19 protein-coding genes, 1 tRNA gene and 1 riboswitch are annotated in these 19,431 nt (G+C 74.8%); of the genes, 15 read left to right on the top strand and 5 right to left on the bottom strand.

Features of this window, described 5'->3' with window-relative positions; genetic code table 11:
• Positions 1-7: 7 nt before the first annotated feature.
• The 3 genes from ACIO9K_RS06795 (at position 8) to ACIO9K_RS06785 (ending at position 3,157) form a co-directional block, all read left to right on the top strand.
• Positions 8-1,297 carry a PrsW family intramembrane metalloprotease gene (locus tag ACIO9K_RS06795; RefSeq protein WP_400327477.1) on the top strand — a complete coding sequence of 430 codons (1,290 nt, stop codon included), beginning with the start codon at positions 8-10 and terminating at the stop codon, positions 1,295-1,297.
• Between the two features lie 50 nt (positions 1,298-1,347).
• A tRNA-Met gene (locus ACIO9K_RS06790) sits at positions 1,348-1,421 on the top strand.
• 575 nt (positions 1,422-1,996) lie between these two features.
• A complete protein-coding gene (locus ACIO9K_RS06785; RefSeq protein ID WP_400327475.1) occupies positions 1,997-3,157 on the top strand; it encodes a hypothetical protein in 1,161 nt (386 codons plus the stop codon).
• Here ACIO9K_RS06785 and ACIO9K_RS06780 read toward each other — a convergent pair.
• The 4 genes from ACIO9K_RS06780 to ACIO9K_RS06765 form a co-directional block, all read right to left on the bottom strand.
• Complete coding sequence (locus tag ACIO9K_RS06780; protein WP_400327473.1) at positions 3,154-3,615, bottom strand: GNAT family N-acetyltransferase; 462 nt, start codon at positions 3,613-3,615, stop codon at positions 3,154-3,156. The genes ACIO9K_RS06785 and ACIO9K_RS06780 overlap by 4 nt on opposite strands.
• A gap of 36 nt (positions 3,616-3,651) precedes the next feature.
• Positions 3,652-4,404, bottom strand: a complete 753-nt coding sequence (locus ACIO9K_RS06775; RefSeq protein WP_363581333.1) for a hypothetical protein — start codon at positions 4,402-4,404, stop codon at positions 3,652-3,654.
• 99 nt (positions 4,405-4,503) lie between these two features.
• Entirely contained in the window at positions 4,504-5,244 is a 741-nt protein-coding gene (locus tag ACIO9K_RS06770; RefSeq protein WP_363621281.1) for a sensor domain-containing protein, read from the bottom strand.
• A gap of 191 nt (positions 5,245-5,435) precedes the next feature.
• Positions 5,436-6,008, bottom strand: a complete 573-nt coding sequence (locus tag ACIO9K_RS06765; protein WP_363621279.1) for a GNAT family protein — start codon at positions 6,006-6,008, stop codon at positions 5,436-5,438.
• A 42-nt stretch (positions 6,009-6,050) separates the two neighbouring features.
• Here ACIO9K_RS06765 and ACIO9K_RS06760 point away from each other — a divergent pair, with 42 nt between their 5' ends.
• Positions 6,051-7,040, top strand: a complete 990-nt coding sequence (locus ACIO9K_RS06760) for a hypothetical protein (RefSeq protein ID WP_400327470.1) — start codon at positions 6,051-6,053, stop codon at positions 7,038-7,040.
• A gap of 60 nt (positions 7,041-7,100) precedes the next feature.
• On the opposite strand, the gene ACIO9K_RS06755 is transcribed toward ACIO9K_RS06760, so the two are convergent.
• Positions 7,101-7,934, bottom strand: coding sequence for a M23 family metallopeptidase (locus ACIO9K_RS06755; protein ID WP_380492494.1), 834 nt, complete (start codon positions 7,932-7,934; stop codon positions 7,101-7,103).
• A 12-nt stretch (positions 7,935-7,946) separates the two neighbouring features.
• Positions 7,947-8,105: riboswitch (cyclic di-AMP (ydaO/yuaA leader) on the bottom strand.
• 345 nt (positions 8,106-8,450) lie between these two features.
• On the opposite strand from ACIO9K_RS06755, the gene ACIO9K_RS06750 reads away from it, so the two are divergent.
• The 11 genes from ACIO9K_RS06750 to ACIO9K_RS06700 all read left to right on the top strand — a co-directional run bounded on the left by ACIO9K_RS06750 (position 8,451) and on the right by ACIO9K_RS06700 (position 19,298).
• Entirely contained in the window at positions 8,451-9,278 is an 828-nt protein-coding gene (locus ACIO9K_RS06750; RefSeq protein WP_400327468.1) for an alpha/beta fold hydrolase, read from the top strand.
• 70 nt (positions 9,279-9,348) lie between these two features.
• Entirely contained in the window at positions 9,349-9,918 is a 570-nt protein-coding gene (locus ACIO9K_RS06745) for a TetR-like C-terminal domain-containing protein (protein WP_363581345.1), read from the top strand.
• A gap of 221 nt (positions 9,919-10,139) precedes the next feature.
• Positions 10,140-11,270 (top strand): PP2C family protein-serine/threonine phosphatase, encoded by a 1,131-nt coding sequence (locus tag ACIO9K_RS06740; protein WP_079135705.1) that lies wholly within the window; start codon positions 10,140-10,142, stop codon positions 11,268-11,270.
• A 172-nt stretch (positions 11,271-11,442) separates the two neighbouring features.
• Positions 11,443-13,626 (top strand): SpoIIE family protein phosphatase, encoded by a 2,184-nt coding sequence (locus ACIO9K_RS06735; RefSeq protein ID WP_400327465.1) that lies wholly within the window; start codon positions 11,443-11,445, stop codon positions 13,624-13,626.
• 233 nt (positions 13,627-13,859) lie between these two features.
• Positions 13,860-15,128 carry a sensor histidine kinase gene (locus ACIO9K_RS06730; protein ID WP_400327519.1) on the top strand — a complete coding sequence of 423 codons (1,269 nt, stop codon included), beginning with the start codon at positions 13,860-13,862 and terminating at the stop codon, positions 15,126-15,128.
• Positions 15,112-15,525 carry a roadblock/LC7 domain-containing protein gene (locus ACIO9K_RS06725; RefSeq protein ID WP_363581351.1) on the top strand — a complete coding sequence of 138 codons (414 nt, stop codon included), beginning with the start codon at positions 15,112-15,114 and terminating at the stop codon, positions 15,523-15,525. The genes ACIO9K_RS06730 and ACIO9K_RS06725 overlap by 17 nt, the downstream gene beginning before the upstream one ends.
• Complete coding sequence (locus ACIO9K_RS06720; protein ID WP_350880532.1) at positions 15,522-15,869, top strand: DUF742 domain-containing protein; 348 nt, start codon at positions 15,522-15,524, stop codon at positions 15,867-15,869. The genes ACIO9K_RS06725 and ACIO9K_RS06720 overlap by 4 nt, the downstream gene beginning before the upstream one ends.
• Positions 15,847-16,482: a GTP-binding protein gene (locus ACIO9K_RS06715; RefSeq protein ID WP_400327462.1), complete on the top strand. Its 636-nt coding sequence runs from the start codon at positions 15,847-15,849 to the stop codon at positions 16,480-16,482. Before ACIO9K_RS06720 ends, ACIO9K_RS06715 begins: the two co-directional genes overlap by 23 nt.
• A complete protein-coding gene (locus tag ACIO9K_RS06710; protein WP_400327460.1) occupies positions 16,479-17,927 on the top strand; it encodes a cytochrome P450 in 1,449 nt (482 codons plus the stop codon). The genes ACIO9K_RS06715 and ACIO9K_RS06710 overlap by 4 nt, the downstream gene beginning before the upstream one ends.
• Positions 17,891-18,997: a cytochrome P450 gene (locus ACIO9K_RS06705; protein WP_363581355.1), complete on the top strand. Its 1,107-nt coding sequence runs from the start codon at positions 17,891-17,893 to the stop codon at positions 18,995-18,997. Before ACIO9K_RS06710 ends, ACIO9K_RS06705 begins: the two co-directional genes overlap by 37 nt.
• 43 nt (positions 18,998-19,040) lie before the next feature.
• On the top strand, positions 19,041-19,298 hold the full coding sequence (locus ACIO9K_RS06700; protein WP_350880538.1) for a hypothetical protein: 258 nt from the start codon (positions 19,041-19,043) through the stop codon (positions 19,296-19,298).
• Positions 19,299-19,431: the final 133 nt, after the last annotated feature.

The raw sequence follows: 19,431 nt of genomic DNA, 5'->3' as shown, positions 1-19,431 counted from the left end.
GTGCCGCATGGGCAGCCCGGCCGGCGGCGGGTCCCGGGCCACCGTCCAGGCCGCCGCTGACGCACCGGAGACGGTCCCGCGCACCGGCGACACCCGGACCATCCCGGGGCCCCGGAGGCGCCGGGCCCACCGCCTCGCGCCCTGGGCCGGCCCCGCGTCACCGCCGCCGGCCGGAGCCGTCGCACCGCCCCGGCGCGGCCGCTCGGTGGCGGTCTCCTCCGTCACCGCCACCGCCGTACTGACCCTGGCCGGCTGCGGGGTGCTGATCCTGCACCTGGTCCAGCGGCAGACCGGCACCGTCGGGCTGCTGGTCGGCGTCGGCCTGGCGATGGTGCCGCTGCCGTTCGTGCTCGGCGCCCTGGCCTGGCTCAACCTGACCGCCCGGGTGCCACTGCGGCACACCGTGTTCTGCCTCGCCTGGGGCGCCTGCGCGGCCACCACCGTCGCCATCGTGGCCAACAACTGGACCGCCAGCTACCTGACTTCGCACCAGGGCCCGCTCGGCGAACTGCTGGGCGCCGGCATCGCCACCCCGCTGATCGAGGAGACCGCCAAGGCCACCGCCCTGCTGGTGCTGCTGCTGCCGCTCGGCCAGCGGCTGCGCTGCCACGGCCGCCGCACCGGCCGCCCCTGCGCGCCGCTGCTGCACCGGCTGCCGGCCCCCCGGCTCCCCCGGACGTACGCCCGCCGCCCGGCCGGTCCGCACGCCCGGGGCCGGCTGCGGCTGCGCCCGTACCTGCGCCCGCTGCCGTACCTGCGCCCGGCCCCGCCCTCCGGCGGCGGCCCGCACCGCCGCTCCCGGCCCCGCACCCTGGCGGCCGGGGTGGTGCTGGGCGGGATGACCGCCTGCGGCTTCGCCTTCACCGAGAACGCCCTCTACCTGGGCCGGGCGTTCACCACCGACCAGCGGCAGCGGCTGGACAGCATCGGCCTCGGCGATCCGCCCAGCCTGCGCGACTTCGACGGCACCGTGCAGACCTTCGTGCTGCGCGCCCTGCTCTCCCCCTTCGCGCACCCGCTGTTCACCGCGCTCACCGGGATCGGCCTGGCCGTCGCCCTGACCACCGGGCGGCGCTGGCTGGCCCGGCTGGCCGCGCCGACCGGGCTGCTGCTGGCGATGGCGCTGCACGGCACCTGGAACGCCGCCGCCGACCTCGGCACGGACGGCTTCCTGGCGGTGTACGGGGCACTGATGGTGCCCTGCTTCGCCGCGCTGGTCTGCTTCGCGGCCTGGGCCAGGTCCCGGGCGTCCCGGCACGCCGCCCGGCGCGGCAGGCGCTCTGCCGGGGTGGTCTGAAGAACCGATTTCCCATCTCGGCGACTTCCCCGTATCGTTGTGCTCACCGACGCGGGGTGGAGCAGCTCGGTAGCTCGCTGGGCTCATAACCCAGAGGTCGCAGGTTCAAATCCTGTCCCCGCTACTCAGTAGCAACGAAGGGCCCGGAGGATTCGTCCTCCGGGCCCTTCGCGTTCCCCGGCACGGCGAAGGAACGTTCTGCCGCGAAGCCGCAACGGACCTGGGCCCCCGTCAGCGGAGACCGCCCGAACGACGGCGGCCTGGCGGGCCGCCCGCCGGGCCGCCGATAAATCCGTTGCCCTCCGGGCGATGGGCTGCCTATCGTGGCGGCACACTGAAGGGAGGTGATCCTGAATTGAGTTCCATCAGGATGCGTGAGGTGGCTGCTCGCTAGAGCCGCCCCTGCCTGCGCGGGGTGAGGCCTGAGGCCTCCGGCAGGCGAAATCCATAGCAGTCACCCGGCCCGCAGGCTCACCGGTACATCCCCGGTGCCTCGGCGCCAGGCCAGTGCACGGGCCGGCGCGGAGGAGCAGCCTGCGGGCTGTCTGCGTTCTCCACCGCTCTCCGGTGTCTTCCGCCGCTCTTCGCCGTCACCCGCGCCCCGTCCGGGGCGCCCCCGCGTCGTTCGCGTGGTGGGGCCGCAGCGCTAGAGTCGGCGCGGGTTCCGGAGCGGAGCCGCGCAGGCACAGGGGGTAGGCGATGGCGAAGGCCCGGCGGCGGAGCGGCACGACGCCCCTGCGGACGGCCCGGTGGGCCGCGACCGGGGTGCTGGCCGGGACGGGCCTGCTCGGGCTGCTGCTCTTCTCGCTCGGCCGGGAGCAGGCCTGGCAGGCGTTCGGCGGCGGGCTGGTGGTGGCCGGGGCCTCGACGGTGCTCGGCGGCGCGCTCGGCTTCCTGTTCGGGGTGCCCCGGGTGCGCAGCGGCAGCGGCGAGCCGCAGGGCTCGTACGCCCCGAACACCAACCTGGAGCAGGTGTCCGACTGGCTGACCAAGGTGCTGCTGGGCGTCGGGCTGACCCAGCTCGGCTCGCTCGGCGAGCGGCTGCACCAGCTCGGCACCGCGCTGGCCCCCGCACTGGGCGGGGGGGACGCCGCGGTGCCGTTCGCGGCGGCACTGGTGCTGTACTTCGTGGTCTTCGGCTTCCTGGCCGGCTGGCTGGTGACCAGGCTCGCGCTGCCGCAGGTGCTGACCGACGCCGACCAGGCCCTGGACCTCTTCCTCGCCGGGCAGGACCGCGACCGGCGGGGCGACAAGGTGGGCGCCGACGACCTGCGGGTCCGGGCGATGCAGCAGCTCGGCCTGCTGGGGGGCAGCGCGGAGCAGTCGGCCGCGCTCGCCGCGCAGTTGCCGCCCACCTCCTCGCCCTCGTCCGGGCCGGAGGGCGTGGTGGCCGAGGTCCGCTCGACGGCGCGGCGCTCGGCGCTGACCGCCGACCAGGTGCGGGCGCTGTACGCGGACGGCTCCGAGGGCCGCCGGATCCAGGCGCTCGCGCTGATGCAGGGCGACCCGTCCCTGGCCGACCTGCCGAGCCTGCTGGACGCGATCGAGCGTCCGCGCTCCGGCTTCGAGCAGTACCACGCGCTGCTGGCCGCCCGGGGCCTGCTCTCCCGGCTGCCCGGCGCCGAGGCGCAGCGGCTGCGGGACGCGGTGGCCGGGCAGTTGGTGCTGCCGGAGGGGATCCCGTACGGGTCGGACCGCAGCTGGCTGGCGGAGAAGATACTGTCCCGGCTGGAGGCGACGGCCTTCGTCCCGACGCAGCCGGCCCGACCCGCTGAGCCTGACCACCCGGGACAGCCGGTCCCACCCGCTCAGCCAGCTCAGCCCGTCCAGTCGGCTCCGTCGGCGGGCGACCCCAGCTAGCTGCCGAACTCCTCGACGGTGAAGCGCAGTTCGGGCTGCTCCCAGGGCGTCTTGACCTGCGGCGGGCGGGTGCCCGTGCGCTCGGCGCCCACCTGGAGGTAGAAGCCCTCGGCGGGCGGGTGGGAGACCACCTTGACCGAGGCGATCCCGGCGGCCCGGGCGCGCTCCAGCATGTCCGCGATCAGCTTTCGCCCGATGCCGAGCCCCTGGGCCTCGTCGGCGACGAACATGAGGTCCAGTTCGGCCGGTTCGCGGATCAGGCCGTAGAAGCCGAGCAGCCGGTCGGTGGTCGGGTCCGAGGCCAGGAACACCTCGTGCCGGGCGATGTACTCGGGGGTGACCCGGTAGCCGTCGATCATCGCCGAGTAGTGGCCGCGGTAGGCGGTGGAGGCCTGTATCAGCTCGGTGAGCCGGTCGGCGTCGGCCGCCCCGGCACGCCTGACGGTCGTCTCGTTCATGCGGGCGAGTATAGGGGCACTGACCAGGAGAGACCATTACTTTTCGGCAGCAGACCGGCGGCGGCGGTCGGCGGCCCGCAGGACCAGGACGCGGCGGGTGCGGCCGTCCGCGGCGCGGGGGAAGCGGCGGATCTCGCTGGCGACACGGCGCTCGCCGAGCGCGTACCGCAGCGGGTCGAGGTGGGCGCAGCGGAGGCCGTGCCCGTCGTGCAGCGGCTGGACGCGGACCTCGCCGTCCGGGGAGGTCACCCGGACGAGTTCCACCAGGGCGTCCAACTGCCTTTCGGGGCCGAACAGTTCGGGGTAGGCGAAGAGCAGGTAGCCGCTCAGGGTGAGCGCGAAGGCGCCGTCCGCGAACGGCAGCCGGGGCAGCGCGGCGGCCACGTACTGCTGCGGGTGCGCGGCCGAGTCGGCGGCGAACAGGCGGCGGGCGCGGTCCCAACTGCGCAGGTAGCGGTCCGGCCGGCAGGAGCGCGGTGACGGGTACAGGTGCGGACGGGCGGCCATCGCGGTGGCCATCGACGCCCGGGCCGCCAGCGCGTGGGCCGCGACCTCGGGTGCGGGGAGCGCGTACGCCGGGTCGGCGGCGATCACCCGGCAGCCGAGCCGACGCGCCTCGGCGGCCAGGCCGGCCGCACCGCCCGGGCAGTCCAGCACCGGGCCCGGCAGCGCGGCGAGCTGGGCCCGGGTGAGGTCGAACAGGTCGCAGTACTCGTCCAGCGGGCGGGAGGTGACCAGGATGTCCCGGCCCAGGGCGCCCGGGTCGGCGGGGGTGTGTGCGGCGGCCACCCGGCCATCCCAACACGGGCCGGCCCCACCCGCATCCGGAGCACGTCCGGGTGTGGGCGGGGCCGGGGAGGCGGGCGGGGCCGGGGAGGGCCGCGGGGTTCAGCGGCCGAGCAGGCCCTGGGCGGCGGCCCGGTTCACGTTGGTCAGGCCGCGGACCAGCTGGGCGGTGAGGATGATGAGCAGCACCCCGACCAGCGAGAGGCCGGCGATCTGCCAGGCCCCCTCGATGTAGTAGACGTGCTGGACGTTGTCGCTGTCGTAGAAGTCGAAGATCCGGTACCCGCGCCAGGAGGTGAAGGCCGGGAAGACCCAGTGGTAGAGCGGGTACAGCGCCATCGCCCAGCCGAGCAGCAGGAACACCAGCGACAGGACGAAGCTGAGGACCGCCCACGGGAACATCACCACCTGGTAGAACGCGGCCTTCCACCCGGCCGGGTCCGCCAGCCGCGCGGTGATCGCCCCCCAGGTGCCCGGGCGGGTCTGGCGCACCGGCGTCGGGGCGGGCACGTCCAGGGCCAGCATGCCGCGCACCCGGGCCCGCTCCATCCGGCCCATGCCGCGGGCGACGGTGGTCAGGAGGGCGAGGACGGGCAGGCCGAGGACGGTGACGAAGGTGCCGATCCCCATGCAGAACAGCACGATCGAGACGGAGAAGCCGATGACCGACAGCGGCAGGCCGGTGAGCGTGTAGCCGATCTCGCGGTAGTAGTGCCCGGAGAACGGCGCCCGCCAGACGGCCGGCGGCTCCTCGGTCCGGTGGGCCCGAGCGGGACGCGGGTCGTCGCCGTAACCACCGAGGACGTCCCACTCGCGGTCCTGCGCGCTTCGGCTGATGCTCATGTCCCGGCCCCGGTCCCTCGTTCTCGACTGCTGATGGCATCAGTCTGGTCGAACGGCGGGCCGGGGAGGATCCGGAGGCCTGGCGGATCGGGGGTGGGGTTAACCCCCCGGGCCTGACCCGGCAGGCCTGCCCCCAGGTCCGCGTCGGACGTCCACGCCGGACGTCCACGCCGGACGTGCACGCCGGGCCGTCAGCCGGTCGCGCCGCTCCACTCGTCGGCGAGCAGCGAGTACAGGTACGAGTCGGACCAGGCGCCGCCCTTGTAGAGGTCGTGCCGGACCCGCCCCTCCAGCTGGAACCCGAGCCGGAGGAGCACCTTGGCCGAGGCGGCGTTGTCCACGTCGACCCGGGCCGCCAGCCGGTGCACGCCGAGGGCCTCGAAGGAGAGCTCGCAGAGCAGGCCGGCGATCTCGCCCGCGTAGCCGCGGCCCCAGACGTCGCGGCCCAGCACGTAGCCGAGGTGGGCGGAGCGGTGCTTGCCGAGGGTGAGGGAGGCGTGGGCGATCGGCACGGCGTCCACCGGGTCCTCGGCGTCGTCGCGCCGGGTGACGGCCAGCCGGTAGGTGTCCCGTTCCGGCGCCATCGCCTCCTCCAGGTAGAGCTCGATCTGGTCGGCGCAGGTTTCACGGTCGCGCGGCTCGAAGGGGAGGTAGCGGGTGACCTCCGGGTCGCTGAACAGCCCGTACAGCGCGTCCACGTCGCCGACGGTGTGGTGATACTCGCGGATGGCCAGCCGGGGGCCGGTGAGTCGTACGGGGACCATGGCAGCCGACCCTACTCCCGGCCAGCGGTTACCGTTCGAGCTATGAACGACGAAGACCTGCGGCTCGCCCCGCGTACCAGGGCCTCCGACCTGCTCGCCTGGGCGGCGGAAGAGGACCGCGCCCCGGTGGCCGAAGCGCCGCTGCGCGCGGTGCTGGCCCTGCTGGAGCTGGGCGAGGGCAGGATGCACGACGGCTGGCCCGAACTGACCTCGAACGCGGTGGAGCACCTGCTGTACGAGCGGCTCTACCTGTACGTCCAACCCGAACCGGAGGCGGACCCGCTGGCGTACGGCGCCGCCGTCCGGCTGCTGACCGACCACCAGCGGGCCGCCAAGCGGCTCAACGCCAAGCGCCAGGAGCGGCTGCACGCCGAGGCCGAGTGGCAGGGCGAGGTCGCGGCCGGGCTGCTGCGCCGCGCCGACCTGGTGACCTGGCCCCGGCTGTACGCGCTGCTGCTGCACGCGTACGGGGCGGACGTCGCGGATCCGGAGGCGGTGCGGGAGTGGCTGACCGGCTTCCGGGAGCTGGCGCAGGAGGAGCGGCTGGCCGTGTTCGCCGCACTGGCGCAGACCGGCTGGCTGGACGAGGTGGACGAGCAGGGCTGGAGCCCGACCCGGGTGATCTCGGTCGGCATGGCCACCGACGGCGCGCGCCGGCTGCTGGAGCAGGGCCTGATGCGGCGCAGCTACCGCAACCTGGCCGAGCTGACCGCGCTGGGCCGGCCGATGCCGGACGAACTGGCCGGGGACTTCGGGGCGTTCGAGGAGGCCGCGGTGGAGGCCGCGCTCGACCTGTACGGGGAGTGGACGGTGCCCGGGCTGCCGCGACTGCTGGTGGAGGAGTTCCCGGACCTCGCGCCGGAGCCGGGGCAGGAGGAGATCGACGCGTACCTGGCCGGGCTGGCGCAGGAGGAGTTCGACGCCCGCCTGGAGGGGCTGGCGGGCCCGGCGCAGGAGGAGTTCGACGCGCACCCGGCGGAGCCGGCGCACCCGGCGGAGTCGGCGGAGTCGGCGGACCCGGCGCAGGAGTGACGCGGCGAAGCCCCGGCCGCGGTGCCTTCTGGTTCCGGCGGCCGGGGCTTCGCGGGTGCGTCAGGGGTTGAGGCCGCGCTGCTGGAACCAGGTCTCCGGGTCGACGGGGGCGCCGCCACCGGGGCGGACCTCCACGTGCAGGTGCGCGCCGGTGACGTTGCCGGTGGCGCCGACCTTGCCGATCTGCTGGCCGGAGCCGACCTTGCCGGAGCCCTTGATGATCGAGGAGAGGTGGCAGTACCAGATCTCGGTGCCGTCGGGCAGGGTCTCGACGATCCGGTAGCCGTACGAGCCGGACCAGCCGGCCGAGGTGATGGTGCCCTGGCCGACCGCGTAGACGGGGGTGCCGGTGTCGGCGGCGAAGTCCAGGCCGGTGTGCAGGTGGGCCCAGTAGCGGGCGCTCTGGCCGTAGTGGGCGGTGAGGTGGTAGTCGCGCACCGGCAGGGTGAGGGCGGCGGCCTTGGCCCGCTCGGCCTCCTCGGCGGCCCGCTTGGCCTCGGCCTCCTTGGCGGCGGCCTTGGCCTCCGCCTCCTTCGCGGCCTGGACGCGGGCGTCCTCCTCGGCGGCGGTGCGCTGGCTGTCGGCCTGCAGCTGGATGCGGGCGGCGAGCGCGAGGCCGGGGTCGGCGGAGAGGGCGACCGGGGTCTCGTCCGGGGTCTCGATGGCGGGGGCGGCGGCCGGGGTGGCGGAGGCGAAGCCGGTGGCGCCCAGGGTGGCGGCGACGGCGGTGACGCCGAGCAGCGGGGAGGTCCCACGGACCTGACGCGGCATCCGGTGCCGGTTGGTCTCGGCCTCCGGGCCCGCGTACTCGGGGCCGTCCGGGCCGGGGTGGTCGAGGAGCCGGGTACCTGCTGCGAGGCCGGCCGGGTGTGCCGGAGTGTGCGTCGACGCCACGGAGGCGCGCTCCTTTCCTTCCTTCGCGCCTACCGGGTTAGCTGACGGGTTCGGAGCAGGAAGGTCTCCTACGGCCGGGCCGGAGCCCCGCCGATTCACCCCAAGGAACGTGGTTCCCCGGCTCCCTGACCTGCCCGGAGGCCGGTCGGCGGGATTAGGCGACGGCGCACGGTGCCGTCTGGGTACGGCGTTGACGACCGCGCTGCGTTATCAAACGTTAATCCTAGGAGGCCCTGATTCCAAGCCGTTCGCCCGGGACGACCGGAGACGGGCGGGGCACTCCGGGGCACGACGGGCGTTTTGTTCCCCTTGGGCACCCCTGCACCCCCTTGAGCACCGTTGACGCCACCTCACGTGATCGGACGTCAACGAACGACCCTTCATCCGCGCACTCCCCGCCGGCCTCCCCCGCTCCGCAGGGCGCGAGGGCTTGACGGCTAAGGCTATTAGCCTTAGCTTTACGGCTATCGGCGGCAGCGCCGAAGCCCCGCACCGGCAACCCTCCGGAGGCCCACCGTGAACGCCACCAGCGCCCCCACCACCCAGTACCTCGACGTCACCGGCGGCCGCCTCGCCTACGACGACACCCGACAGGGCGACGGCGCCCCCGTCGTGCTGCTCCCCGGAATGCTCGACACCCGCGCCGCCTACCGGCACCTCCGCCCGCTGCTGGCCGCCGCCGGCCGCCGGGTCGTCACCATGGACCTGCGCGGCTTCGGGGAATCCTCGATCATCTGGGACGACTACTCCCCCGCCGCCATCGCCACCGACGTCCTCGCCCTGCTCGACCACCTCGGCATCGACCGCGCCGTCCTGGTCGGCAACTCCTACACCGGCGCGACGGTCGTCAAGGCCGCCGGCGACGCCCCCGAGCGGGTCGCCGGCATCGCCCTGATCGACGCCTTCGTCGAGAACCCCCCGCCCGGCGCCCTCATGCGCGGCGCCCTCCGCGTCATGGGCTTCCTGACCGTCCACTCGCCCGCCTTCTGGGGCCTCTACCACCGCAAGCTGGCCTACCCGGGCGCCAAGCCCGCCGACTTCGACCCGTACGTGGCCGGACTCGTCGCCGCCATGCGCACCCCCGGCCGCAAGACCGCCACCCGCGGACACGTCAGCGGGGACTCCGCGCCCGTCGGCTGGACCGCGGCCGTGCGCTGCCCCTCGCTCGTCATCATGGGCAGCAAGGACCCCGACTTCCCCGAGCCGGAAGCCGTCGCCGACCGGCAGGCCGCCGCGCTCAACGCGCGGAAGGTCATGATCGACGGATCCGGGCACTACCCGATGGCCGACAACCCGCAGGCCACCGCCGGCGCCCTGCTGCCCTTCCTCGCCGAACTCGCCTGAGCCCCGCCCGCCCACGTCAGCCACGCCACGCCCCGCCACGTACGCCTTCCACCGACGGAGAGCCCACACCATGCCCCGAGTAGGACTCACCCCCGAGCAGGTCGTCGACCACGCCATCGCCCTCATCGACGAGCAGGGCGCCGACGCCCTCACCCTGGCCGCCGTCGCCGCCCGGGCCGGGGTCGCCACCCCGTCGCTGTACAAGCACGTCAGCGGCGGCCTCGCCGAACTGCGGCGGCTCATCGCCGTCCGGGTCACCGAGGAACTCGCCGACCGGCTCGCCGAGGCCGCCGTCGGCCGCAGCGGCGACGACGCCGTCGACACCGTCCTGCGCGCCTACCACGCGTACGCCACCGAGTACCCGCACCGCTACAACGCCCTCCCGCAGGCCCCGCAGCCGGACGACGACCTCACCCGCGCGGCCGGCCGGCTCGTCGGGGTGATCATCGCCGTCCTGCGGGAGTACGGCCTCGACGGCGCGGAGGCGATCCACGCCGCCCGCACCGTCCGCTCCGTCGCCCACGGCTTCGCCTCCCTCTCCATCGGCGGCGGCTTCCAGCTCGCCGAAGACCTGGCCACCACCCAGAGCCGCCTCATCACCCTCCTCACCACCGGGCTCCGCACCTGGCCCACCCCCTGAGACGCCGGCCACCGCACCGGCCGCGGCACGACCCGCCCGGTCTCCCCCGACGACGGAACGGCCGGCGCACCGGGTGAGGCGTGCGCGGGAAGTCGGACCCGCCGACTTCCCGTGCGGCGGGCAGGCAGCGGGCCTGGGGGTGGTGGGGGCGGACGGGTTAGTGTGGCCGGGCTGACTGGTGGTCATGACAGGGGACCACCGACCCCTTGGCGGAGGTCCACGTGCCCGCACCGATAGCGAGGGCGCGGCGGTGGTACCTGCGGCTGCTGGACGGGAACGCCCGGGCCGCGCGGTACGCGCTGGGGGTGCTGCTCGGGGTGACCGCGGTGCTGAGCGTGCTGCCGATCGTGCTGCCGTACAGCTGGCCGCCGTCGGCGCTGGTGCTGCCGCTGGTGGTCGGCGGGCTGCTGTTGCGGCGCGGGCAGCTGCTGGTGCTGGTGTGCGCGGCGCTGGCCGGCGGGGTGCTGGGGGCGGTGGTGCGGGATCCGCTCGGGGTGCGGATCGGGGTGACGCTGGTACTGGCCGCGACCGCGGTGACGGTGCTGGCCGCGAACCGGTTCCGGCACCGGCTGGGTCTGCGCGGGACCCAGGGCGATTCGATGCTGCTGGAGCTGGCCGAGCACACCCGGACGCTGGCCCGGCTTCCGGAGCGGCTGCTCGACTGGCACTTCGACAGTGCGCTGGCGCCGGCCGGCGACACCTCGTTCTCGGGTGACTTCCTGCTGTGCGCGCACCGCCCCGAGGAGGATCTGCTGGAGCTGCTGCTGGTGGACGTGTCGGGCAAGGGCAGCCGGGCGGCGGCCCGCTCGACGCACCTGTCGGGCGCGTTCGCGATGCTGCTGGGGCGGGTGCCGCCGGAGGCGTTCCTGCCGGCGGCCAACGACCACCTGGTGCGGATGGGCTGGGAGGACGACTTCGCGACGGCGGTGCACCTCGCGCTGCGCCCGGCGACGGGCGACTACCTGCTGTTCAACGCCGGCCATCCGGCGCCCGCGCAGTTCCGCCGGGCGGACGGCGGCGGCTGGGCGCGGTCGGGGCACGGCGGCCCGGCGCTGGGGCTGGTGTCGGGCGCGCTGTATCCGGCGGTGTCGGGGCGGCTGCGGCGGGGCGATTCGCTGCTGCTGTTCAGTGACGGCCTGGTGGAGGTGCCGGGTCGGGATCTGGACGAGGGGGTGGGTCGGCTGCTGGCGGCGGCCGAGCCCGTGGTGCGGCCGTGGCGGACGCAGCAGCAGCTCACCCGGGGTGCGGCGGAGCGGCTGGTCCGGACGGTGGCGCGGGACGCGGCGGACGACCGGACGCTGGTGCTGGTGCGCCGTCTGGGCCACCATTCACCCGCTTCAGCACCCGCTTGAGAAATAAGGTATTAAGAATTAAGTGCCCGTTCGGGCACCCAGAGGGCACCCACCCCCCGAGAGCGGAAAGGCCGGGTATCCGATGGACCTGAGCTCTCCGTGGGTTCCCCCCTCCGAGGACGAGAGCCGGACGCCGCGCAGCAGTCCCACCGCCCGCAGCCCCATGCGCTGCGTGCGCTTACTGCTCGGCTGCACCAGCGCCGCCGAACTGCTCGGCACCGTCCTCGCCGAGGGGCCGGGGTGGATCACCGGCGAGGGTTCCGCGCTCTACCTGCTGGATTCCGCCGGGATGCTCCGGCTGACCGCCTCGCACGGGCTGCCGGACTGGGCCCACGAGCGCTACAGCACCGTCGATCCGGCCAGTGACCTCCCCGCCGCGATGGCCCTGCGGTTACGCCGCCCCTACCTGCTCAGTCCCGAGCACACCAGCGTCGACTACCCGAACAAGAACGTCGGCATGGGCACCGGCATGGTCGCCGTGATCGCCCTGCCGATGGTCGTCGACGAGCGGCCGGTCGGCGTCCTCGCCCTCGCGCTGGCCCACCGGGGCACCGTCCCCCGCCGCGACCTGGACGTCCTGGAGACCATCGGCGAGGCCTGCGCCCACCGGCTGTCCCACCTGCTCGACCACGCGGACGCCCGGATACCCCAGGATCCGGCCGGGGCACCGCCGGACGGGGCCGGGAGCCTCCCCGCCGGGCTGGCCCACCCGATGCTGTCGCTCGCCGTCCGGGCGGCCGGGCACGGTGCCTTCGAGCGCGATCTGGTCACCGGCGAGAGCTACTGGGACGCCGCGGCGTTCCGGGTCACCGGCCAGCCCGCCACCGCCGACGGCTCCGCTCCGGAGCTGGACCGGATCGTCCACCCGGAGGACCTGCCGGACGTGCAGGCCGCGCTCGCCGAGTCGCTCACCACCGGCGGGTGGTACCGGATCGGGTACCGGGTGCTGCGCGGGGGCGGCAAGGTGGCGCGGATCGAGGAGACCGGCGAGGTGATGCTGGACGTCCACGGCCGGCCGGTCCGGGTCGCCGGGCTGCTCTCCGACCGGGACCAGGGCCGGGCCCAGGGCCAGGACCGGGACCAGCGCCGGGAACACCCCCGGGAGCAGGCCGAGGAGCAGGCCACCCCAGGCGGGGCCCGGACGGCACTGCTGCTCGCGCTCACCCGGTCGCTGTCGCGGGCGGTGACCGTCCGGGACGTCACCACCGCCGTCACCGACGTCGCCCGCCCGGCGTTCGGCGCCGCCAGCATCGTCCTGGACCTGGTGGACGAGGGCCGGCTGCTGCCCGTCTCGCACACCGTGTACGGCGGGCCGAGGCGCACCGAGCTGACCCGGCTGGCGGACCTCTCCGAGAACGTGATGCAGCACGCGCTGACCCGCTCGGCCCCGCTGTTCAGCGAGCCCGACGCGGGCCGGGGCCGACACGGCCCGCTCACCCCGGCCTCCTGGGCGGTGCTGCCGCTGGTCGCCTCCGGGCGGCAGGTGGGCTCCTGCCTGATCACCTTCTCCGCCGAGCGGGCGTTCGGCCGGGAGGACCGCACCCTGTACTCGGCCTTCGCCGGGATCCTGGCGCAGTCCCTGGAGCGGGCCCGGCTGTACGACACCCACCACCACCGCGCCACCGAGCTGCAGCGCGCGATGCTGCCGCGCACCCTGCCCCGGCTGCCCGGGATCGCCAGTGCCGCCCGCTACCTGCCGAGCACCGAGGGCATGCAGATCGGCGGCGACTGGTACGACCTGCTGAGGCTGCCGGACGGCCGGATCGGGCTGGTGATCGGCGACGTCCAGGGCCACAACGCGGAGGCGACGGCGGTGATGGGCCAGCTGCGCAGCGGCCTGCGGGCGTACGCGACGGACGGGCACGATCCGGCCGCCACGCTGGCCCGGACCAGCCGGCTGCTGACCGAGCTGGACACCGACCTGTTCGCGACCTGCCTCTTCCTGGCCCTGGACCCGGCCGACGGCGCGCTGACCGCGGCCCGGGCCGGGCATCCCGCGCCGGTGCGGATCGCGGACGCCGGGGCCGTCGAGCTCGACCTGCCGGGCGGGCCGCCGCTGGGCGTGGACCCGGGGCAGCCGTACCCGCTGACGGCCGGCCGGCTGGCGGTCGGCGAGACGCTGCTGGTGTACACCGACGGGCTGGTCGAGGACCGCGAGGAGGACTACGACGAGTCGGTGCAGCGGATGCTCGGCGGGCTGGAGCTGTGGGCCCGGCAGACCGGCCCGGCCCGGGCCGGCGCGGCGCCCGCGCTGGAGCGGCTGGCCGACCTGCTCACGCTGAACGTGACCGAGCGGCGGTCCCGGCCGGACGACGTGGCGCTGTTGCTCCTGCACCGGACGTCGCCCCTTCCGTAACACCGTGCGCACGTTCCCCACACATCCCAGGACGTGACTCGGCCATCTCCCGCCCGGCCCGGCCGACGCGCCGCAGGCGCCCCACCGGGGACGAACGTCCTCGGGCCGCCCGGATCGCGGTCGAACGGCGCCGGTTTGACGCCGTATTGACTGGATATTGACGAGATCCGGTCACTTGGCGAGATCCGTTCACACCTTCGTAGGATCATCACCCTAGAATTCGCGGCGTGACGATGACTCAGTGGTGCGCAACGGCAACCGGCGTGCTCGCCGCCCTCGCCCTCGTGGCCACCGCCCGGTACCGCGCCGTGTCCGTCACCCAGCGCCGCCGCGCCGACCGGCTGCGGCGCGACCTCGCCCGGCTCCAGGAGCAGCTCGGCGCCGAACTCTCCCGCCGCGGCGCCGACCTGGCCGCCGTCCAGCAGGAGCAGGAACTCACCGCCTCCACCCAGCGGGCCTTCCTCAGCGTCGCCCGCCGCATCCTCGTCATGGCCCACGACCAGCAGGCCCTGCTCGACGAGATGGAACGCACCCACGACGACCCGGCGCTGCTGGAGGGCCTGCTCAAGGCCGACCACGCCGCCGCCCAACAGGCCAGGCTGGCCCAGACCCTGGCCGTGCTGTGCGGCGCGCGGGCCGGCCGCCACTGGCCCGAGCCGGTCTCGCTGGAGGACGTCGTGCGCGGCGCCCAGTCCCGCATCCTGCCGTTCCAGCGGGTGGTGGTCCGCAGCCGGATCGAGACCGCGGTGGTCGGCGCCGCCGCCGAGGCACTGATCCACGCCGTCGCCGAGCTGCTGGACAACGCCACCCGCTACTCCCCGCCCAGCACCCAGGTGTTCGTCACCCTGATGCCGGTGCACAACGGAGCCGTCATCGAGATCGACGACGGTGGCGTCGGCATGCCGGAACAGGCCGTCGCCAAGGCCGCCGCCGCCCTCGCCGGCGGCACCAGCCTGGAGGTCTCCCGGCTCGGCGAGGTGCCGCAACTGGGCCTCGCCGCGGTCGGCCGGCTGGCCGAGCAGTACGGCTTCCGGGTCACCCTCAGCTCGGCGCCCTCGCCGTACGGCGGCGTCCGCGTCGTCGTGATGCTGCCGAACGCCCTGCTCACCGAACCGCTGCCGCCCACCGTCCCCGGCCTCGGACCGGACGACCGGGCGTTCAGCACCGACCTCCGGCCGACCGGACACCCCGCCGGACACCCCCTGGTGGAGACCCCGCCGGCCGGCCGACCCCCCGCGGCCGCCGACACCCCGCCGCCGCTGCCCCGCCGGAGCCACCGACGCGACCGCGCCGCCCGCCCCGCCCAGCACGCCTCTCCCGCGCCGCCGCCCGCCCCGCCGTACCGCTCGGCCCGGGACGCGCAGGCGTTCATGGCGATGTTCCAGGCCGGCACCGCCAGCGGCCGATCGGCCGCCCGGGCCCAGGCCCAGCCCGACCCTTCCCTGCCCGCTTCCCCCCGACTTCCCCAGCGCTCCGGAGAGTTCCATGACCACCACCCCTGATCTCGGCTGGATGCTCGCCGACATCGTCAACGTCCCGCAGGTCCAGCACGCCGTCGTCGTCTCCAACGACGGCCTGGAGATCGGCCGCAGCGCGAACATCGCGCGCGAGGACGCCGAACGGCTCGCCGCCGCCTGCTCCGGACTCCAGTCGCTGGCCCGCGGCGTCGCGACCGGGTTCGGCGGACCGGGCAGCGCCACCCGCCAGATCATCATCGAGTACGGCGGCGGCTACCTGTTCATCGTCGCCGCCGGGGTCGGCGCGCACCTAGCCGTGGTGACCAGCGACGCCGTGGACGCCGGCCTGGTCGCCTACCAGATGCAGGTCCTGGTCGAACGGATCGGCAGCCACCTCACCAGCCCGCCGCGGGTCGACCACGCGGCGGGGGGACACCGGTGAGCGGGCCGGTCCGGCCCTACGTCATCACCGGTGGCCGCAGCCGGTCCACCCGGGCCGAACTGGCCATCGAGAGCCTGGTCAGCGCGTTACCCGAGCCGCCGGAGCTCCCCGACCACGCCCTGCTCAACCGCGAGCACCGGCGCATCCTCGCGCTCTGCCACAGCCTGCTGTCGATCGCCGAGGTGGCGGCCCACCTGGGGCTGCCGCTCGGCGTCGTCAAGGTGCTGGTCGGCGACCTCTGGGACCTCGGCGCCGTCCAGGTCCTCCCGCCCGTCCCGCAGGCCGAACGCCTGCCCGCAACCCTTCTGGAAGAGGTGCTCGTTGGCCTCCGCCAACTCCGCTGAAGCCCCCGGGGCCACCGCCGACCTGCCCGCCGAGCCGCGGTACCTGCCGTCCTCGGTCCAGGGCGCGGTGAAGATCCTGGTCACCGGCCCGTTCGGGGTCGGCAAGACCACGCTGGTCGGCTCGCTCAGCGAGATCACTCCGCTGCGCACCGAGGAGACGATGACCGCCGCCAGCAGCGGCATCGACGACCTCACCGGGCGCGGCGACAAGACCACCACCACGGTCGCGCTCGACTTCGGCCGGATCACGCTCAACCCGCGGCTCGCGCTGTACCTGTTCGGCACGCCCGGGCAGCGGCGGTTCTGGCCGCTCTGGGACGACCTGTCGCGCGGCGCGCTCGGCGCCATCGCCATGGTCGACCTGCGCCGCCCGGACGAGAGCTTCGACGTGCTCGGCCGCCTGGAGGAGCAGCGCATCCCGTTCGCCGTGGCGGTCAACACCTTCTCGGACACGCCGAGTTACCCCGAGGAAGAGCTGCGCTCCGCCCTCGACCTGCTGCCGGAGGTACCGATCCTGCACTGCGACGCCCGCGACCGGCGGCAGTCCTACGACCTGCTGATCGACTTCGTCGACCACCTGCACCGCAGCTCGATCCTGGAGCTCCAGGGATGACCGCGCCCGAACCCGGCACCGCCTCCCCCGGCTGCCCGGTCCCGCACGGCGGCAGCCTGCCCACCGGCATCCCGCTGACCCCGCTGTACGGCCACGCCGTCGCCGAGGACCCGCACGGCCTGTACGCCCGGCTGCGCCAGCGCTACGGCCCGGTGGCGCCGATCGAGCTGGAGCCCGGGGTCGAGGCCTGGCTCGTCCTCGGCTACGCCGAACTGCTCGAACTCACCCGCAACGAGGCACTGTTCTCCAAGGACTCGCGCCGCTGGCGGGTGCCCGCCGAGGGCCGGCTGTCCCCCGACTCCCGGCTGCTGCCGATGACCTCCTGGCGGCCCACCCTGCTCAACCTGGACGGCGCCGAGCACCAGCGGCTGCGCTCCGCCGTGTCGGACACCCTCTCCCAGATCGACCACCGCCAGCTGCGCGAGACCACCGAGGCCTGCGCCAACGACCTCATCGACAGCTGGGGCCCGGACGGCACCGCCGACCTGATCGCCCAGTACGCCCGCCCGCTGCCGCTGCTGGTCTTCACCCAGCTGGTCGGCCTGCCCCGCGAGGCCGGGCCCCACCTGGTCGAGCTGATCAGCCACTTCGTGGACAGCGGCCCCAAGTCGGTGCGCGCCAACGCCGAGTTCCAGGCGATCCTGGTCGACCTGGTCCGGCGGCGCCGCACCGCCCCCAGCGCCGACCTCACCTCCTGGCTGCTCGCCCACCCGGCCGCGCTCACCGACGAGGAGGCCGTGCACCACCTGGTGGTGATGCTGGTCGCGGGCAACGAGACCAGCATCAACTGGACCGGCAACACGCTGCGGCTGCTGCTCACCGACCGCCGGTTCCGGACCACCCTCACCGGCGGGCGGCTCACCGTCTCCGACGCGCTGGAGGAGGTGCTCTGGCGCGACCCGCCGACGCAGAACTTCCCCGGCCGCTGGGCCACCGGCGACACCGTCCTCGGCGGCCAGTACATCAGCGCCGGCGACATGCTCGTCCTCGGCCTGGCCGCGGCCAACGCCGACCCGGCCGCCCAGGGCGTCGCCTCCGCCGCCCAGGGCTCGCTCGGCGGCAACCGGGCCCACCTCGCCTGGGGCGCCGGACGGCACGTCTGCCCGGCCCAGCACCCGGCCCGGATCATCGTCGAGACCGCCGTCGAGACCCTGCTGCACCGCCTGCCCGATCTCCAACTCGCCGTGCCGTCCGGCGACCTGGGATGGCGCCCGTCCCCGTGGTCACGGGCCCTGCTCGGCCTGCCGGTGCTGTACAGCGCCTTCACCCCGCCCCGCCCGCCAGCCCCCGAGAGGCCCGCATGGACACCGCCGTCGACCCCCGACCCGAGCCCGTCAGACTCGACCCCTTCGGACGCGACCAGCACCAGGAGAACGCCCGCCTCCGGGCGGCCGGCCCCGCGGTCCTGGTGGAGCTCCCTGGCGGGGTGGTGGTCTGGGCGATAACCCACCACGACACCCTCCAGGCGCTGCTCGCCGACCACCGGGTGGGCAAGAACGCCCAGCTGTGGACGACCTTCCGGGAGGGCCGGCTGCCCCAGGGCTGGCCGCTGCTCAACTTCGTCACCGTGCCCGGCATGGTCACCGCCGACGGCGACGACCACCGACGGCTGCGCGGCCTGGTCAGCCAGGCCTTCACCCCGCGCCGAATAGCCGACCTGGCGCCCGCGATCGAGGCCCGCACCGTCTCGCTGCTCGACCGGGTCGCCGAGCTGGACGGCGCGTTCGACCTGCGCGAGCACTTCGCCTACCCGCTGCCGATGCAGGTGATCGGCGAACTGCTCGGACTGGCGCTGGACGAGCAGGACAGGCTGCACGAGCTCTCCGACACCCTGGTCTCCAGCTCGGCCACCCCGGCGGCGGCCGCCGCCGCGCAGCAGGCCCTGTACGCGCTGCTGGGCTCCGTGGTGGCGGCCAAGCGGGCCGCGCCCGGCGACGACCTCACCACCGACCTGATCGCCGCCCGCGAGGCCGGGGACCGGCTCAGCGAGGCCGAGCTGGTCGGCACCCTGCTGCTGATGCTGGTCGCCGGGCACGAGACCACGCTCAACCTGATCACCAACGCCGTCCGGGCCCTGCTCGCCCACCCCGACCAGCTGCGGCTGGTGCTCTCCGGCGAGCAGCCGTGGTCGGCGGTCATCGAGGAGACGCTGCGCTACGACTCGCCGGTCGGCCAGTTCCCGCTGCGCTACGCGACCGAGGACATCGAGGTCGGTGACGTGGTGATCCGGCGCGGCGAGGCGCTGCTCGCCTCCTACGCGGCGGCCGGCCGCGACGCCGGGCACCACCCGGACGCCGACCGCTTCGACGTCACCCGCCGGCCCAACCGGCACCTGTCGCTCGGTCACGGCCCGCACTTCTGCCTCGGTTCCGGGCTGGCCCGGCTGGAGGCCGAGACCGCGCTGCGGCACCTGTTCGAGCGGTTCCCCGGGCTGGCCCTCGCCGAGGGCGACGCGCCGGAGCCGATCGGCTCCTTCATCAGCAACAGCGTGCGAACCCTGCGGGTGACGGTCTGAGCCGTCCGGTTACCTGAAGGCGGCCCGGGTCGTTCGGCAGTGCATGAAGAAACTCGCCACCCTGGCCGCCCTCACCATGGCGGGCCTCGCGCTCGCCGCCCCGGCGGCGTCCGCCACCACCCAGACCGCGAGCTCCCCGGACGCCACCGGGGGCCTCACCGACGGTCTCAACCTCTCCCCGGCCGACCTCGCCATCCACGCCGCCGGCAAGCTGCCGGTGGTCGGCCACGCCGCCCAGGAGGTGGAGGCCGTCGGCACCAACCAGATGACCCACCCGGGGCTCAGCGGTCAGATCGGCTGACCTGGATCGGCCGACCACGCCCACCGGGCACCGCCCCGGTTGCCGCCACCCCCCGTCGGCGGCAGCCGGGGCTTCGCCGTACCCGGGCCCGCCCGGCGCCGTCCAGCCCGCGCCGCCGGGCCCGCTCAGCGCC

Origin of the sequence: Kitasatospora sp. NPDC087271, from assembly GCF_044744605.1 — a bacterium.
Taxonomy (GTDB): domain Bacteria; phylum Actinomycetota; class Actinomycetes; order Streptomycetales; family Streptomycetaceae; genus Kitasatospora.
The sequence above is the reverse complement of the archived record's forward strand: the minus strand, read 5'-3'. Positions and strand labels throughout refer to the sequence as shown.